Annotated in this window: 15 protein-coding genes; 13 read left to right on the top strand and 2 right to left on the bottom strand. The window is 67.4% G+C overall.

The window, feature by feature from the left end; genetic code table 11:
* Positions 1-17: 17 nt before the first annotated feature.
* On the bottom strand, positions 18-1,004 hold the full coding sequence (locus tag VLA96_05175) for a hypothetical protein (GenBank protein ID HSE48581.1): 987 nt from the start codon (positions 1,002-1,004) through the stop codon (positions 18-20).
* A 126-nt stretch (positions 1,005-1,130) separates the two neighbouring features.
* On the opposite strand from VLA96_05175, the gene mutS reads away from it, so the two are divergent.
* The 13 genes from mutS (at position 1,131) to VLA96_05110 (ending at position 16,194) form a co-directional block, all read left to right on the top strand.
* Entirely contained in the window at positions 1,131-3,764 is a 2,634-nt protein-coding gene (gene mutS, locus VLA96_05170; protein HSE48580.1) for a DNA mismatch repair protein MutS, read from the top strand.
* Between the two features lies 1 nt (position 3,765).
* The gene (nagZ, locus tag VLA96_05165) at positions 3,766-4,863 is read left to right on the top strand and encodes a beta-N-acetylhexosaminidase (GenBank protein ID HSE48579.1); all 1,098 of its coding nucleotides are present in this window, start codon (positions 3,766-3,768) and stop codon (positions 4,861-4,863) included.
* 10 nt (positions 4,864-4,873) lie between these two features.
* The gene (locus tag VLA96_05160; GenBank protein HSE48578.1) at positions 4,874-6,022 is read left to right on the top strand and encodes an anhydro-N-acetylmuramic acid kinase; all 1,149 of its coding nucleotides are present in this window, start codon (positions 4,874-4,876) and stop codon (positions 6,020-6,022) included.
* Entirely contained in the window at positions 6,015-7,523 is a 1,509-nt protein-coding gene (locus VLA96_05155) for an ABC transporter substrate-binding protein (protein HSE48577.1), read from the top strand. Before VLA96_05160 ends, VLA96_05155 begins: the two co-directional genes overlap by 8 nt.
* Before the next feature lie 20 nt (positions 7,524-7,543).
* Positions 7,544-8,374: a TIGR00282 family metallophosphoesterase gene (locus VLA96_05150; protein ID HSE48576.1), complete on the top strand. Its 831-nt coding sequence runs from the start codon at positions 7,544-7,546 to the stop codon at positions 8,372-8,374.
* Complete coding sequence (locus VLA96_05145) at positions 8,371-9,069, top strand: HAD family hydrolase (protein HSE48575.1); 699 nt, start codon at positions 8,371-8,373, stop codon at positions 9,067-9,069. Before VLA96_05150 ends, VLA96_05145 begins: the two co-directional genes overlap by 4 nt.
* Before the next feature lie 23 nt (positions 9,070-9,092).
* Complete coding sequence (locus tag VLA96_05140) at positions 9,093-10,937, top strand: hypothetical protein (GenBank protein HSE48574.1); 1,845 nt, start codon at positions 9,093-9,095, stop codon at positions 10,935-10,937.
* Complete coding sequence (locus VLA96_05135) at positions 10,934-11,890, top strand: serine hydrolase (GenBank protein ID HSE48573.1); 957 nt, start codon at positions 10,934-10,936, stop codon at positions 11,888-11,890. Before VLA96_05140 ends, VLA96_05135 begins: the two co-directional genes overlap by 4 nt.
* A complete protein-coding gene (locus VLA96_05130; GenBank protein ID HSE48572.1) occupies positions 11,887-12,249 on the top strand; it encodes a hypothetical protein in 363 nt (120 codons plus the stop codon). The genes VLA96_05135 and VLA96_05130 overlap by 4 nt, the downstream gene beginning before the upstream one ends.
* A 138-nt stretch (positions 12,250-12,387) precedes the next feature.
* Positions 12,388-13,203, top strand: coding sequence for a cytochrome c biogenesis protein CcsA (gene ccsA, locus VLA96_05125; protein ID HSE48571.1), 816 nt, complete (start codon positions 12,388-12,390; stop codon positions 13,201-13,203).
* On the top strand, positions 13,200-14,477 hold the full coding sequence (gene hemA / locus VLA96_05120) for a glutamyl-tRNA reductase (protein ID HSE48570.1): 1,278 nt from the start codon (positions 13,200-13,202) through the stop codon (positions 14,475-14,477). The genes ccsA and hemA overlap by 4 nt, the downstream gene beginning before the upstream one ends.
* Entirely contained in the window at positions 14,477-15,412 is a 936-nt protein-coding gene (hemC, locus tag VLA96_05115) for a hydroxymethylbilane synthase (protein HSE48569.1), read from the top strand. The genes hemA and hemC overlap by 1 nt, the downstream gene beginning before the upstream one ends.
* Complete coding sequence (locus tag VLA96_05110) at positions 15,409-16,194, top strand: uroporphyrinogen-III synthase (GenBank protein HSE48568.1); 786 nt, start codon at positions 15,409-15,411, stop codon at positions 16,192-16,194. Before hemC ends, VLA96_05110 begins: the two co-directional genes overlap by 4 nt.
* Before the next feature lie 143 nt (positions 16,195-16,337).
* On the opposite strand, the gene VLA96_05105 is transcribed toward VLA96_05110, so the two are convergent.
* On the bottom strand, positions 16,338-16,864 hold a 527-nt coding region (locus VLA96_05105; protein ID HSE48567.1), incomplete at its 5' end, for a prolyl oligopeptidase family serine peptidase.

Below are 16,864 nucleotides of genomic sequence, written 5' to 3'. Positions count from 1 at the left end.
CCGGCGCCTACCAGTCGCTAACCGATATTGGCTTCGCGCAGGCGCTGCGCGGCCGTCTCGCTCGTGACCGGGGTGAAGTACACCTCCTTGAAGGTGTAGGACTTCGCCTTGCGGGCGAGGATGGGCAGGATCTCGATGTGCCAGTGGTAGTCGTCGTCGATGGTCCGCCAATACTCCAGCACATCCGATTTGTGGAGGGTGTTGGGAGTGGTGTGCAGCACGAGGTGAAAGTCCTCGGTGATGGCGCGAATGCGGCGGAGCGTGCGCTTGAGCAGGCGGGCGAGATCGCCGAGGGGGTGATGGCGGGTAAGCACGCCGTGCTCGAACGAAGCCGCGTGTGTGCGCGCCATGATCCAGGTCTCATACGGAACGCGCGGCGCATAGGGGCAGGAGGCGACGTAGTCGCCGATGGACTCGACCAGGCGCACGGCCTGGCGTTCCTCCTGCGCGAGGATGTCGCAGAAGACGCAACGCTCCTTCTGCGCGTAGTACTCGCGCCCGGAGCGAAGCTCGTAAAGCACGCGACGCGGGACGAAGGTGGTGGCGGTGAGCTGGGCGGTCGGGTGCTCGAACTCCTGGCCGGCGACCGCGCCGTGGTTCTTGAAGACGGTGATGTACTTGAAGCGGCGGTCTTTCTTCAGGTCCTGCACGCGCTGCGCCACCAGGAGGAGAAAGTTCTCGACCTCGGCGTCTGGGGCGTCCCACATCTGGCGATCGTGGCGAGGATTCTCGACCAGGACTTCGTGGGCGCCGACGGCACGCATCTTGTCGTACAGGCCGTCGCCGCGGCGGGAGGGATCGCCCTCGATGCGGTATGTGGGTGAGGGATGGACGACGGCACGGGCGCTCCAGCCGTAGCCTTCCGCAGAGCCCGCCGACGCGATGACCTGGGCGGGATGCGGGGAGTTGGCGCAGAAGGTGCAGCCTTCCTGGCGCGGCGTTTCCATCGGCTCGTCGCCGGTGATGACCCAGGAGCGCGTGATGGGATCTTTGCGCAGTTCCATTGTGGGAGCGCGGGAGACGGCACCCTAGGAGACCACCTTGCGGAGTCCGCGTCAACGCGCTGAAATCCACAGCAGAGAGGCCGCGGGCCAGGGACTATAATCCGCAGCACTCACGAGCCCGAGCGCATGACCGAGCCGATCTCCGCTTCCACGCCGCTGATGCGGCAGTACGCCGCCATCAAGAAGGAGCATCCGACCGCGCTGCTGTTCTTCCGGCTGGGCGATTTCTATGAATTGTTTTTCGAGGACGCGGTGGTCGCGGCGCGCGAGCTGCAGATCACGCTGACCTCCCGCAACAAAGAGAAGGGGCAGGCAGTGCCGATGTGCGGCGTGCCGTACCACTCGGCCGAGGGGTATCTCTCGAAGCTGTTGCGGAAGGGATTCAAGGTCGCGATCTGCGAGCAGATGGAGGACCCGAAGAAGGTCAAGACGCTGGTGCGGCGGGAGGTGACGCGCGTCCTGACGCCGGGAACGACGGCGGATGCGTCGCTGGCGTCGGAGGAGAACAACTTCCTGGCGGCGTACGCGACGGTGGGCGACACGGTCGGCTTCGCCGCGCTCGACCTTTCGACCGGCGAGTTCCGTGCGACGGAGTTCCTGGGCGAGGGCGCGGAGCGGCGCGTGCTCGACGAATTGCAGCAGCTGCGACCGCGCGAGGTGTTGTTCGGGACGTCGCTGCCGCTGTTCGAACGCCAGTCGGCAGGCGAGACCAAGCTGACCGAGACGCCGCTCGAGGACTGGATCTTCGCGCCGGATTACGCCATCCCGCAGGTCGAGAACCATTTTGGCGTGCTGTCGCTCGAGGGATTCGGGTTGGCGGGGCGGGCGGCGGCGGCGTCGGCGGCGGGCGCGATCCTGCACTACGTACGCTCGACGCAGCGCGGGACGCTGGCGCACGTCGACCGCATCGGGTACTACGAGCGCGCCGAGTGCCTGGTGCTCGACGCCGTCACGGTGCGCAACCTCGAACTGATCGAGCCGCTGTTCGCGAGCGCGGGCGACGAGGTAACGCTCTTCCTCGCGCTCGACGAGACGGCGACGCCGATGGGGAAGCGCTTGCTGCGGGCGTGGATGCTACGGCCATCGATCGCGCCGGCCGAGATCAACGGCAGGCTCGACGCGGTGGAGGCGATGGCCGGCGACCTGGTCGGCCGGGAAGAGCTGCGGCGCTCACTCGACGGCATCCTCGACCTGGAGCGTCTGCTGAGCCGCGTGACCCTGGAGATCGCGAACCCGCGCGACCTGCTGGCGTTCGCAGTGTCGGTGGGGAAGATCCCCGGCGTGCGCGCCGGCGTGGGGAAGTTCGGGGCGGCGCGGCTCGCGAGGCTGCACGGCTTGCTGGACGAGCTGACGGATGTTCGCGAGCGCATCGAGAAGACGCTGGTGGAGGAGCCGCCGCTGAGCTTTGCCGACGGCGGCGTAGTGCGCGAGGGCGTGGAAGCGGAGCTCGACGAGTTACGCGACATCAGCCGCAACAGCAAGCAGTACCTGGCGCAGATCGAGGAGCGTGAGCGGCAGCGGACGGGGATCGGGTCGCTGAAGGTCAAATTCAATTCCATCTTCGGGTACTACATCGAGATCTCGAAGGCCAACCTGCATCTTGCGCCGACGGACTACGAGCGCAAGCAGACGCTGGTGAACGCGGAGCGCTTTACCACGCCGGAGCTGAAGCAGTACGAGGCCAAGATACTGGAGGCGCAGGAGAAGATCGTCGAGATCGAGCGCCGGTTGTTTGCGGAGTTGCGCGCGGCGGTGGGCGCGGAGGCAAAACGGATCCGGCAGACGGCGCTGGCGCTGGCCGAAGTCGACGTGCTGGCGTGCTTCGCGCACCTGGCGGCGACGCGCGACTACTGCCGGCCCAGGCTGGACGAGTCGGGCGACCTGGAGATCGTCGAGGGGCGGCACCCGGTGGTCGAGCGCCAGGAGCTGATGCAGACGGCGGAGCGGTTCGTCCCGAACGACTGCTTTCTGAACGGGAGCACGCACAGCATCGTGGTGCTGACCGGACCGAACATGGGCGGCAAGTCCACCTACCTGCGGCAGACGGCGCTGATCGCGATCATGGCGCAGATGGGGAGCTTCGTGCCGGCGCGGGCGGCGCGGCTGAGCGTGATCGACCGCGTGTTCACGCGCATCGGAGCGAGCGACAACCTGGCGCGGGGGCGCTCGACGTTCATGGTGGAGATGACCGAGACGGCGGCCATCCTGAACACGGCGACGGCGCGGTCCCTGGTGCTGCTGGACGAAATGGGGCGCGGCACCGCAACGTACGACGGGCTGGCGCTGGCGTGGGCGGCGATCGAATACCTGCACGCGCGGACGCGGGCCAAAACGCTGTTCGCGACGCACTACCACGAACTGACGGAGTTGGCTGACCACCTGCCGGGGGTGAAGAACTACCACGTGTCGGTCAAGGAGTCGGCGGGCGGGATCGTCTTCTTGCGGAGGGTGGAGCCGGGGGCGGCGGACAAGAGCTACGGCATCGAGGTGGCGAAGCTGGCGGGACTGCCACCGGAGGTCATCGGACGGGCGCGCGAGGTGCTGGCGTTGCATGAGAGCGCCGAGCAACAGGTGTCTGACGGGCTGACGCAGGAGCCGCGCGGGGCGGCGGCGGCCGCCGCCGCGGGCCAGACCCAGCTGACCATCTTCACGCCGCTCTCGCAGAAAGTCGTCGACCGGTTGCGCGCGGCCGACGTCGACCGACTGACGCCACTCGAAGCCCTGAACCTGCTTCACGACCTGAAGAAGCAGATCGACTGACATGCGAGGGAAGAGCGCCTCTCTGCGCCGCGCCGCCGGACAACTGCTGATCATGGGATTCGACGGGGCCTCCGTCGGACCGCGCCTGCGCAAGCTGGTGGGCGAGACGCAGCCGGGCGGCGTGATCCTGTTCGCGCGCAACATCGAGAGCGCGCGGCAGACGCACGCGCTGGTTACCGGCTGCCAAAGGCTGATGCCTAGGCCGGCATTCCTGTGCGTGGACATGGAGGGCGGCACGGTCGACCGGTTGAAGGGTGTAGTTCACCCGGCGCCGGCGGCAGCGGATGTGTTCGCGACGGGAGACAAGAAGCTGTTCCGCGAGCATGGCAAGCTCATCGGCGAGGAGTGCCGGGCCTTGGGATTCAATACGGACTTCGCGCCGGTGCTGGACCTGGGTTTCGCGCCGTCGCGCACGGTGCTGGGGTCCCGGGCAGTCTCCGCCAAGCCGAGCGAAGCCGTGGGCTACGCTCGGGAGTTCCTGCGCGGGCTGCGGGAGGCGCGCGTGATCGGCTGCGGGAAGCATTTTCCCGGGCTGGGCGAGGCGAACCTCGACACGCATCACGAGCTGCCGGCGATCGCGAAGCCGTGGAAGCGGCTTTGGGACGAGGACCTGGCGCCGTATCGCGCGCTGCGAGCGCAGTTGCCGTTCGTGATGGTGGCGCACGCGGCGTATCCGGAGGTCACCGGTGACCGCAAGCCGGCGTCGCTGTCGGCGCAGTGGATGGGCGAGGTCCTGCGGAAGAAGTTGGGCTATCGCGGGCTGGTGCTCTCGGACGACCTGGAGATGGGCGGGGTCCTAGCGGCGGCGCCGATCGAGGAGGCCGCGGTCGAGACGCTGCGCGCGGGCGCGGACGTCTACTTGGTCTGCCATAACGAGGCGCACGTGAGCGGCACGTTCGAGGCGGTGGTGCGGGAAGCAGAGCGCGACGCGAGGTTCGCCGCGCTGGTGGAACAGCGGGCGAAGCGCGTGCTCGCGTATAAGAAGAAGATGCGAGCGTGGTTGCGGACAGCACCGGCGCCGAGCGCGGTAACGGTGCGGGAGTTGCGCGCGCGCTTGCAGAAGTTCACGGACATCGTGCATCGACAGCTGGCGTACTAGCGAGGCAGAGTTGATCGTAGCGGGCGTGATGAGCGGGACATCGGCCGACGGCATCGACGTCGCAGTGGTGCGGCTGCTGGGACGCGGGGTAACGACCCGGCTCCGGCTGCTAGGGCACCTGCACGTCCCATACCCGAGGCAGGTGCGGGCTGCGGTGCTGGCGACGATGAACGCGGGGACGGCGAGCGTGGCGGACCTTGCCCGGCTGAACTTCACCTTGGGGGAGCTGTATGCGGAGGCGGTGAACGCGGCGCGCAAGAAGTTCGGCGCGGGGCTGCAACTGGTGGGCTGTCACGGCCAGACGATCTATCACCAGGGCGACCCGCAGCGCTTCCTGGGGTACGACGTGGCGTGCACCTGGCAGACGGGGGAGGGCGCGGTGGTGGCGGCGCGGACCGGCGTACCGGTGGTCAGTGACCTGAGGACGGCGGACGTGGCCCAAGGTGGCAAAGGCGCCCCGCTGGTGCCGTTCCTCGATTACATGCTGTTCCGTCACCGCACGCGGGCTCGCATCGCGCAAAACATCGGCGGGATCGCGAATCTTACGGCGATCCCGGCAGGCGCGAAGCCGGAGCGGGTGATCGCGTTCGATACCGGACCGGGCAACATGGTGATCGACGCGTGCATGCAGCGGCTGTACGGCGAAGACTGCGACCGCGGCGGGCGTGTCGCCGCGACCGGTCAGGCGATGGACCGCGTGCTGCGCGACATCCTGCGGCAGCCGTTCTTCGGGCAGCGTCCGCCGAAGACTGCGGGCCGGGAGGAATTCGGTCGGGAGTTCGTGGGCCAGTTCCTGCAGCGCTGCCGCGGAGCGAGCAAGGCCGACATCATCGCGACAGCGACCGCGCTGACGGCCCGTTCGATCGGAGACGCCGTGGAGCACTTTGCGCTGCCGCGCTTCCGGGGAACGAAGGCGGAGATGATCGCCGCCGGCGGCGGGACGAAGAACCGCAGCCTGATGCGGATGCTCGCGCAACGCCTGAAGCCGCTGGGAGTGGCGGTGCGGACCTCGGCCGACCTGGGCATGCCGGCGGAAGCGAAGGAAGCGGCGGCGTTCGCGGTGCTCGCCTATCAGACCTGGCAACACCAGCCCTCGAACCTGCCGTCCGCCACCGGGGCGCGGCGTCCGGCGATCCTGGGCAAGATCTCACATGCATAAGCTGCTGCCACTCCTCGTGCTGTTGCCGCTGGTGGCGTGCGCGCGCAAGCCCGAGGGAGACACGCTGGTCATGATCATCGAGTCGAGCCCGGCGAACCTCGACCCGCGGATCGGGACGGATGCGGCTTCCGAGCGGATCGGGACACTGCTGTTCGACTCGCTGGTGCGGCGCGACGAGCACTTCAACATGCAGCCGGCGCTGGCCGAGCGCTGGGAGATCCCCGACCCGCTCACCTACATCTTCCACCTGCGGCGGGACGTGAAGTTTCACGACGGGCGGCGGCTGACGGCCCGGGATGTGAAGTGGACGTTCGATTCGCTGCTGAACGGGACGGTGGTCAGCGCCCGCGCCGGGGCGTACCGGCTGGTGGCCGCCGTGGAGTCGCCGGACGAAGCGACCGTGGTCTTTCGCCTGAAGGAACCGTTCGCACCCCTGCTCTGGAACCTGTCGAACGGCTCAATGGGGATCGTACCGTACGGCAGCGGCAAGGACTTCAACCGGTCGCTGGTCGGGTCGGGTCCGTTCCAATTCGTGCGCGCGGAGCTGGATAAAGAGGTCGTGATCGAGCGCAACGAGCAGTACTGGGGTGAGAAGCCGAAGCTGCGGCGGGTGCGCTTCGCGGTCGTGCCGGACACGACGACGCGCGCGCTCGAGCTCGACAAGGGCTCGGCTGACATCGCCATCAACGCGCTCACTGCCGACATGGTGAAGACGGTCGAGAGCCAGAAGAAGCTGGTGGTAGAGGCCGAGCCGGGAACGACGCTGGCGTATCTCGCATTCAACCTGCGCGACCCCATCCTGAAGGACGTGCGCGTGCGGCGCGCGATCGCGCACGCCATCGACCGGCGGCCGCTGATCGAATACTTGTGGCGGGGGCTGGCGCGACCGGCGGACAGCGTGTTGCCGCCGCAGCACTGGGCATACAACGGCGAGGTCGCGAAGTACGAACATGATCCCGAGAAGGCGAACGCGCTGCTGGACGCAGCGGGATACAAGCGCGGCGCGGACGGCATCCGGTTTCACCTGACGATCAAGACCTCGACGGAGGAATCGACGCGGCTGATGGCGGCGGTGCTGCAGCAGCAATTGCGCGCGGCGGGGATCGCGCTCGACATCCGGACGTTCGAGTTTGCCACGTTCTACTCGGACGTGACGAAGGGGTCTTTCCAGCTGTTCTCGCTGCGGTGGATCGGCGGGAACGAAGACCCGGACATCTTCGAGTACGTGTTCTACTCGACGAGCACGCCGCCCAAGCGCGCGAACCGCGGCTACTACTCGAGTCCACGGGCGGATGCGCTGATCGACGCCGGGCGGCGCGAGCTCGACCAGGGGAAGCGCAAGCAAATCTACGCCGAACTGCAGCAGGTGCTGGCGGAAGACCTGCCGTACATCGATCTGTGGTACTTCGACAACGTGGCGGTGCACTCGCGGCGGGTGGCGAACATCCGGCTGAATCCCTCGGGGAATTACGAGTTTCTGCGCGCCGCCGAACTCCGCTAGCGCTCTGCTACCATCAAGACGTGCGCATCCTTTTCGTCGGCGACGTGTTCGGCCGGGCGGGCCGCGACCTGCTCTACAAGCACCTGGCGGCGCTGGTGCGCGAGCACGCGGTCGACCTGACGATCGTGAACGGCGAGAACGCGGCCGCCGGCTTCGGCATCACGCCGCAGATCGCGGAAGACTTCTTCGAGCTGGGCGTAGACGTGGTCACGACCGGCAACCACATCTGGGATAAGAAGGAGATCTACGACTACCTGGCGTCGACGAACGGCGACACGCCCAACGCGCGGCGGCTGCTGCGTCCGGCGAACTATCCGGAGAAGAGCCCGGGGACGGGCATGTTCGAGGGGAAGACGCGCGGGGGCGTGCCGTACGCGGTGATCAACGTGCAGGGGCGCGTGTTCATGGTGGACAACGATGACCCGTTCCGCACCGTCGACGCGCTGCTTCAGAAGGCGAAGGCCAAGATCGTATTCGTGGACATGCACGCCGAAGTGACCTCCGAGAAGATGGCCATGGGCTGGTACCTCGACGGGCGGGTCACCGCGGTGGTCGGGACGCACACGCACGTGCCGACGGCGGACGAGCGCGTGCTGCCGGGCGGGACCGCGTTCTGCACCGACGTCGGGATGACGGGGCCGTACGACAGCGTGATCGGCGTGGAGAAAGAGCAGGTGCTGCAGCGCTTCCTCACCAGCATGCCGGGCAAGTTCTCGCCGGCAACGGGCGACCCGTGGCTGTGCGCCGTGCTGGTCGAGGCCGACGAGCACACCGGAAAGGCAAGGAGCATCCGGCACATCATCCTGAAGGACCAGCCGCAACCGGCCGGCGGAGCATCCCAGAAGAAGTGAGTTCCCGCACGAATGGCGCCGACCGTTGGATCGAGGCGGACGCCTACCTTTTCGACATCGACGGCACGCTGCTCAACAGCCGCGACGGCGTGCATTACGACGCGTTTCATGCCGCGCTGCGCGAGGTGTTTGAGATCGAGACGCGCATCGACGAAGTCCCGGTGCACGGCAGCACCGACCCGGGGATCCTGCGCGCGGTGCTCGCGCATGCGGGGCGCGCGGACGACGGCGCCGGCGAGCTCGCGCGGGCGCTGGAAGTGATGTGTGCCGAGGTCGAACGGAACGCGAGTGGCTTGGCGCCCCAGGTCTGCGACGGCGTGGCCGACCTGCTGTCGCTGCTGGCGAGTCGTGGGAAGCTGCTGGGTGTGGCGTCGGGGAACCTGGAGCGCATCGGATGGCTGAAGCTGGAGGCGGGCGGGCTGCGTCCGTTCTTCGCCTTCGGCAGCTTCAGCGACCGCAACGAGAAGCGGGAAGACATCTTCCGCGCCGGGATCGCGGAGGCGCGGCGGCGGCTGGGCAGGGACGACGCGGACATCGTGATCGTGGGCGATACACCGGCCGACATCCGGGCGGCGCGAGCGACGCATACTCCTATCATCGCGCTCGCGACCGGGGTCTACTCCGCGGCGCAGCTCGCCGAACACGGGCCGGACGCCTGCTTCGACTGCTGCGCGGAGCTGCTGGCTGCGGTCTGAGGCGAGTACAATCGGAAGCTTCCATGGCGCTGCGCTTACTCATCGCTGTGCTGCTGCTCGCGGTCTTCGGATGGGCGGCCGACCCGCCGGCGGCGCCGGTGTGCGCGGCCGGGGAATTCGCGGGCGTCACGGGCTGCACGCCTTCGAGCGACGACATCCGCGAGGCCAAGCACGTCTTCAACCAAGGCTTGAAGTTCGAACAACAAGGCAAGCTGGACAGGGCATTTGACGCCTTCGCCCTGGCGCAAAGGCTGACCCCGGCAAATGTCGAATACGCAAGCGCCCACGAGATCGTGCGGCAGCGGTTGGTGATGGCGCACCTGCAGCGCGGCAACCTCTATCTCGCCGACAAGCGGCAGGTGGAGGCGCTGGCGGAGTTCCGCGGGGCGCTGGACCTGGATCCGGCGAACGAATTCGCGCAGCAGCGACTGCGCGACGCCCTGGGGGACGACGCGCCGCGGATCGCGGCGTCGCTGCGACTGGTGGAGGAGTCGAGCGAGACGGAGCTGGCGCCCCGCGGCGGGACACAGGACATCCACTTCCGCGGCGACACGCGCGCGCTGGTGGAGGAGATCGGGCGCCGCTTCGGCGTGCGGGTGGGGTTCGACCAGTCGTTCGCCTTGCGGCCGGTGAAGTTCCACGCCGACGGCATCACGTTCGCACAGGCGATGACCACCGCGATGCAGATGTCGAAGGCGTTCTGGGTGCCGCTGGCGGCCGACGAGATCCTGGTGGCGGCCGATTCGCAGGAGAACCGGCGGCAGTACGAGCGGATGTCGGTGCGCACGTACTACGTCTCCGGCGCGACGAGCGCGGAGGAGATGAACCAGATCGCGGGCGTGTTCCGCGGACTGTTCGACATCCGGTTCGTCTCCATCCACCCGGCGCACTCGCTGATCCAGGTGCGCGGACCGAAGGGCGCGCTTGACGCGGCCGCGAAGCTGGTGGAGGTCACCGCGCAGCGCAAGCCGCAGGTGATGCTGGAAGTAAAGGTGTACGAGGTCGACCACCGGCTGCTGCGGCAGTTGGGCGTGGACCTGCCGCTGCAGTTCCGCATCTTCAACATCCCGTCGTCGGCGCTGGTGCTGCAGCAGAACCCGAACATCCAGGACCTAATCAACCGGCTGATCGCGTCGGGCGGCATCAACCAGGCGGGCAGCGGCGACCTGGCCGCGCTCCTGGCAGCGCTGCAGTCGCAGCAGACAGGAATCTTCTCGCAGCCGTTCGCGACCTTCGGCGGCGGACTTTCGCTGACCGGCATCAGCATCCCGCCGGTCACGGCGAACTTCAGCCACAGCGAGTCGCAGGTGCGGACGCTCGAGCACATGACGCTGCGCGCCTCCGACGGGAATGCGGCCACGTTCCGCGTCGGTTCGCGTTTTCCCATCTTGAACGCGAGCTTTGCGCCCATCTTCAATACGCCGGCGATCTCACAGGTCATCCAGAACCAGTCGTTCCAGGCGCCGTTCCCCTCGTTCACGTTCGAGGACCTGGGACTGACGGTGAAGGCGACGCCGGAAGTGCATGGGTCCAAGGACGTGAGCCTGAAGCTGGAAACGTCGATCAAGGCGCTGGGCGGGCAGGTGTTCAACAGCGTGCCGGTGCTGACGAATCGCGAGTACAACGGAAGCGTGCGGCTGAAGGCGGGGGAGAGCGCGATCATCCTGGGGTACGTGGCGGCGTCGGAGACCAAGTCGCTGCGCGGGCTGCCCGGGCTCTCGCAGATCCCCGGGCTGGCGCTGCTGACGAGCACGCGGGGGAAGGACGTGCAGGAGACGGAGATCATGCTGATGGTGACGCCGCACATCCTGTCACCGGGGCCGGAGTCGAATCCGCCGGAGATCTGGCTCAACCCGAGGGGACAATGAGGCTGCGGGTGTTGCTGTGCGCGCTGGCGCTGGGCGGAGCACTCACGGCGCAGGAGCCCGGATGCTGTCCGGAGAAGCCGACCACCGAGAAGCAGCATGCACTGCGCGCGAGATTCGAGGGCGAGGTGCGGCGCATCGCGGAGTCGCTCGATGGCGTGATGGGCGTCGCGATCCTGGACCTGACGAGCGGCGATGCCGTCCTGATGCATCCGGACGACGTGTTCGCACAGGCGAGCTCGATCAAGATCGCGGTGCTGGCGGAGCTGTACCGACAGGACCAATCGGGGAAGGGCGCGAAGCTCGACGACACCTATGTCGTCCGCAAGGAAGACCTGGTCGCGGACAGCGACATCATGCTTGGGCTGACGCCGGGGAAGACGACGGTAACGAACCGCGACCTGGCGACCATGATGATCGCGGTGAGCGACAACGCGGCGACCAACGTGCTGATCGAGCGCGTCGGGATGGAGAACGTGAACGCGATGCTGCGCTCGCTCGGCCTGAAGCAGACGGCGCTGCGGCGCAAGATGATGGATGTGAAGGCCGCGAGCGAGGGGCGAGAGAACGTTGCCACGCCGCGCGAGATGATGGCGCTGCTGGCCGCCATCTATCGCGGCAAGCTGCTCGACAAGACGCACACGGATGCGTTCTTCGCGATGCTGGCGACGCACAAAGACGACTACGCGGCGCGCGCGCTGCCGGACGACGCGAAGACGGCGACCAAACCCGGGTCGCTGGAGGCGGTGCGGAACTCGTCGGGCGTGATCTTCGCGCCGGGGCGGCCGTTCGTCTTCTGCGTGATGACGGCCTACGACCGCGACGAGCGAGCGGCCGAGGCGGCGATAGGCGAGGTGGCGCTGGCGGCGTGGCGGCACTTCTCGATGCTGGGCAAGACGTCGCCGTACGGGCGGGTGGTCTCGCCGGCGAACAGCGGCACGGAGCAGCCGAAGTGACCACGCGCCGCATGAAGGCGTACACCGGACAGACCGGCTACGTGTACCAGTACTACTTCGTCGGGAAGCGCGAGGCGATGGCCGGCGACCCCTTAGCGCCGGCGACTGAGTTCATCTTCGACGCGACCGCCGACCGCACGGTGATGTTCTCGGTGAGCGTCTTCCTGCAGAAGGACGCGGCCGAGGCCTGGGCGCACGCGCACGGCCGCGCATTGACCGAGCCCGAGCAGTACGCTGCGGCCAAGATGCGGCTGTTCCAGGGCTTCGACGAGATCCCCGACATGCGCGAGCAGGGACGGCGGCTGGCCATCAGCGGCGACGCCATCCTGGCGCTGCTCGAGCAACTCGGGGTGGATTAATTCGCGGGTATTTTCAGCAAGTTACAGCCGAACAGCCGATTGTGACGTACGTCACAGGCGGGAAACCGGCTGGCCTATAATCTGGCTCTCGACCGCGATTGATGCGGTCGGGAGAGGCTCGGAGACGCCGAACAAGTAATGCCGATGCTGTGGCTCAAGGTCGCGCTGGTCTTCTACGGGGCGGGGATGCTGTACGCCCTGGGCGCGCTGACCCGCCGCAGCGAGGGCGCGGGGAAGGTCCTGATGCCCCTGGCAGGCCTGGGGCTGGCGTTCCACTTCGTGGCCATCACGGAGTTCGCCATCCAGGTGGGACACATCGCGCCGGTGACGATCCACCAGACCGAATCGCTGCTCGCCTTCCTGGTGATGCTGTTCTTCTTCGTGATCTACGTGCGGTACCGGGTGACGTCGCCGGGGATCTTCGTGTTCCCGGTGGTGTTCGTTCTGACGTTTTCGGCGAACATCGCGCAGGAGCCGCCGCAGTTCACGAACGCGCTGCTGCGGTCGAGCTGGATCATCGTGCACATCGCGTTGATCCTGGCCGGATACGCGGCGCTGTTCTTCGCCTTCGCCGCCAGCGTGCTGTACCTGTTGCAGGAGCGGAACCTGAAGGCGAAGCGTGCGGGCGGGCTGTTGGGGTGGTTGCCGGCGCTCGAGACGCTGGACGAGATCGGCTATCGCTCGCTGCTGCTGGGTTTCCCGTTCATGACGTTCGGCCTGATCGCGGGCGCGGTGGTGGCAAGCGCGACCTTCGGGCCGCGGTTCTTCCTGGACCCGAAGATCGTGCTGTCGGTGCTGATGTGGGCGGTCTACATGGTGCTGCTGTACACGCGCTGGAGCTCCGGATGGCGCGGAAGAAAGGCAGCGTACCTGGTGGCGTTCGCCTTTGTGGCGGCGCTGGCAGCGTGGGCGGCGAATTACGTGAGCGGCGTGCACAGGTTCGTGGGGCAATGAACTTCCGGCTCATCGGCGTGAACCACAAGAGTGCACCCATCGAGGTGAGGGAGAAGCTCGCCATCCCGGAATCGCGCCTGCCGGAGGTGACCGCGAAGCTGGCGAAGCATCCCGGCGTGGAGGAGGCGATGATCCTCTCCACCTGCAACCGGGTGGAGTTGCTGGCGCGGTGCACGAACGGCACGAGCGACCTGCGCGGATTCCTGAAGACGCAGTTCGGAGCCGAGGCCTCGGCGCTGAACGGGTGCCTGTACGAGAAAGACGGGAAGGAAGCGGTACGGCACCTGTTCCGCGTGACCTCGTCGCTGGATTCGCTGGTAGTGGGTGAGCCGCAGATCCTGGGCCAGGTGAAGGAAGCGTACGCCACCGCGCGCGCGGTCGGCGCGGTGAGCTCGCAGCTCGACGCGCTGGTGTCGCGGTCGTTCGCGGTGGCGAAGCGAGTGCGGAGCGAGACGGCGGTCGGGAGCTCGGCGGTGTCGGTGGCGTCGGTGGCGGTCGAGCTGGCGAAGAAGATCTTCGGTTCGCTGCAGGGCAAGGCGGTGTACCTGGTGGGCGCGGGCAAGATGAGCGAGCTGGCGGCGCGGCACCTGATCGCGCACGGCGCGGGAACCATCTTCGTGGCGAACCGCACGTTCGAGCGTGCCGAGAAGCTGGCGAAGGAATTCGAGGGCCAGGCCATCCTGTTCGAACAGTTGTACGAGACCGCCGACAAAGCGGACATCGTAATCACGTCGACGGGTGCGCCGTTCGCCATCTTCCGCAAGGAGCACGGAAGGCTGTTCCTGGAGCGCCGGAAGAACCGCCCGATGTTCTTCATCGACATCGCGGTACCACGCGACGTGGATGCGGAGATGGCGAAGCTGGAAGGCATCTTCGTCTACGACATCGACGACCTGCAGCAGGTGGTGGGGGAGCACGTCGAGGACCGGAAGCGCGAGGCGGACCGGGCGGAGCAGATCGTCGAGGAAGAGGTGCGGAAGTTCGAGGCGCGGCTCCAGACGCTCTCGGTGGTGCCGACGATCGTCTCACTGCAAGAGCAACTGGAGACCATCCGGCAGGCGGAGATTGACCGCGTGCGCGGGCGGCTGGGCAAGCTGACGCCGGAGCAGGAGCTAGCGGTGGAGGCGATGACACGCGGCATCGTGAACAAGATCATGCACGCGCCTATCAGCACGCTGAAGTCGGCCGCGAAGGACCCGGAAGCGACTACCGTGATCGACCTGATCCGACGGGTCTTCAATCTATCCGAGAAAAAGGCAGGCGAGGGCCGCTGATGGCCCGCATGCGCATCGGCTCGCGCGGCTCGCAACTGGCGCTCTGGCAGGCGAACCACATCGCGGCGGAACTGCGCGCGAAGGGGCACGAGGTCGAGATCCAGGTCATCAAGACCACGGGCGACAAGATCACCGACGTCGCGCTGGCGCAAGTCGGCACCAAGGGGATGTTCACCAAGGAGATCGAGGAGGCGCTGGCGGCCGGCGAGGTCGACTTGGCAGTGCATTCGCTGAAGGACCTGCCCACGGAGCTGCCGCCGGGGTTCGAGGTCGCCGCGATCACGAAGCGGCAAGATGCGCGGGACGCGTTCCTCTCGGTGAAGTATGGCTCGCTAGCGGAGTTGCCGCAGGGCGGGAAGGTCGGGACGAGCAGCTTGCGACGGCAGGCGCAGCTCAAGCAGATGCGGGGCGACCTGGATGTCCACCCGCTGCGCGGGAACGTGGACACGCGGCTGCGCAAGCTGGAAGAGGGGCAGTACGACGCGATCATCCTGGCCGCTGCGGGGCTGAAGCGGCTCGGGCTGACGCAGCGCATCAAGGGATACTTCGAGACGAGCCAGATGTGTCCCGCGGTGGGGCAAGGAGCGCTGGCGATCGAGATCCGGCTGGGGAACAGCAAGATGAGCGAGGCGCTGGCATTCCTCGATTCGCCGGATGACCGCGCCGCGACAGACTGCGAACGCGCGGTGCTGCGCTGCCTGGGCGGCGGCTGCCAGGTGCCGATCGGGGCGCACGCTCGGGTGGAGCATGGTGAGGTGAACGTGATCGCCGTGGTAGCGGATCCCGCAGGCACGAATGTGATGCGCGAAGGCGGGACGGGTCCGGACCCGGAGAAGCTGGGGCGCAGCGTCGGAGAGACGCTGCTGAAGCGGGGCGCGGCGAAGATCCTGGAGCAGGTGTACGGAAAAAGCGTCGCGGTGCCGCAGCAGCCGTGAGCCGCGCAACCAGAGCGCGAAAGCCGCTCGCCGGCCGGCGAGTGCTGACCACGCGCGCCCGCAAGCAGGCAGGGAGCCTGGCAGTACTGCTGCGGAACGAGGGCGCGACCGTCCAGACCATCCCCTGCATCGAGATCCGGCGGCCCCGCAGCTACCGTCCGCTGGACGAGGCTTTGCAGGAACTCGAGCGCTACGAGTGGCTCATCCTCACCAGCGTGAACGGCGTGGAAGCGATGTTCGCGCGGGCGCGTAGGCTGCGAGTCAAGCCGGCAGCGCTGCGCCGGCTGAAGATCGCGGCGATCGGCCCGGCGACCGGGCGCGCGCTCGAGGAGCGCGGGTTGCGGGTCGCGGTGATGCCGCGGGAATACGTGGCCGAGTCGGTGGTGCGGGCCCTGCGCGGCAAGGTGCGGGGCAAGCGCGTCCTGCTGGTGCGCGCGAAAGTGGCACGCGACGTGATCCCGCGGGAGCTGCGGCGCGCCGGAGCGCTGGTGGACGTGGTGGAGGCGTACGAGACGGTGATCCCGCGAGATTCCGAGCGACGGTTGCGAGCTGCTCTAAGCGCGAAGCGCCTGCCGGACGTGATCACGTTTACCAGCTCCTCGACGGTGAGGAACTTCATGGCACTGGTGCGCCGTAGGGAACTGCTGCGGGGGATCAAGCTCGCGTCGATCGGGCCGGTGACGTCGGGGACGCTGCGCGAGGCCGGCCTGAAGCCCGCCATCGAAGCGAAGGAGTACACGATGGCGGGGCTGGTGAAGGCGATCGTCAGTGCCGCCCGCTAAAGCGGGCTCATAACGAAAAAGAACGCTCGGCCCCCAGGCCTAACGGCCTGGGCTCGAACAAATGCCGCCCTTCGGGCTGCGCGTTCGAGGCCTCCTCGACCTGCTCGGGGCGGGCTAGGCCTCGCCACAACTGCGTTGGTGCTTTACGGCAGCGTGCAGCCACAGTCGGCGGGCGGGACGTGCAGGCGCAGGAAATTCGCCACGCGCGTGTAGGCGTCGATCTGGTTCTCGACCTTCGAGAAGCCGTGGCCCTCGTTCTCGTAGATCTTCACCTCGACCTTGCCGCCGCGTTTCTTGATGGCCTGCTCGACCTGGCGGGTCTCGGAAGCCGGGCAGCGCGGGTCGTGTCCGCCGGCGAGCATGAGCAGCGGCGCCTTGATCTGGTCAACGTGGAAGGCGGGTGAGCGATCCTCGAAGAGCTTCCGATTCTTTGGATCGTCGGGGTCCCCCATGGTGGCGATGTCGTACTCGCGCAGCAGCGGGTCTTCGTTCTTGATCTCGGTGAACCAGTTGACGAAGGGCACGACGGCGACACCGGCGGCCCAGAGTTCGGGCTGCTTGGTCACGCCCATCATGGTCATGTAGCCACCGTAGCTGCCGCCCATGATGACGATCTTCTTCGGGTCGACGAGGCCAGTCTGAAGAACCCATTCGGCGGCGGCGACGTTGT

Source organism: Terriglobales bacterium, from assembly GCA_035457425.1.
Classification (GTDB): Bacteria; Acidobacteriota; Terriglobia; order Terriglobales; family Acidobacteriaceae; genus JACPNR01.
Note: the sequence above shows the minus strand (reverse complement) of the source record. Positions and strands in the feature narration are given on the sequence as shown.